The organism is Mesorhizobium sp. M00.F.Ca.ET.216.01.1.1 (genome assembly GCF_004010325.2).
In the GTDB taxonomy this organism is placed as follows: Bacteria; Pseudomonadota; Alphaproteobacteria; order Rhizobiales; family Rhizobiaceae; genus Mesorhizobium.
The window spans coordinates 1-392 of record NZ_SADR02000184.1; the positions used below are offsets into that span (position 1 = coordinate 1).

1 protein-coding gene is annotated in these 392 nt (G+C 54.8%); it reads left to right on the forward strand.

Annotation, left to right across the window (positions count from 1 at the left end; all coding sequences use genetic code 11):
• On the forward strand, window positions 1–392 hold a 392-nt coding region (locus EN859_RS35635), incomplete at both ends, for a POTRA domain-containing protein (RefSeq protein WP_210237756.1).

Sequence of the window (392 nt, forward strand, 5' to 3'; positions counted from 1 at the left end):
TGCGCTCTTACTATCTGAATCGTGGCTACCTGGAGTTCAATATCGAGTCGACGCAGGTATCGGTGACGCCTGACAAGAAGGATATGTATTTGACGATCACCCTGCACGGAGGCGAGCCCTATACGATTTCGTCAATCAGGCTTGCAGGCAATCTGCTCGATCGTGAGGCCGAGCTCACGAAGCTCGTGAACATCAAACCCGGTGAACGCTTTTCCGCTGAAAAACTGCAGGCCGCGACAAAGGCTGTGGTGGATAAGCTCGGTGAATACGGCTATGCATTCGCGACGGTCAATGCAGTGCCCAAAATCGACCAGCAGCGCCATACGGTCGATCTCACGCTACAGGTCGACCCGAGCCGACGGGTTTATGTGCGCCATATCAACGTGACCGGC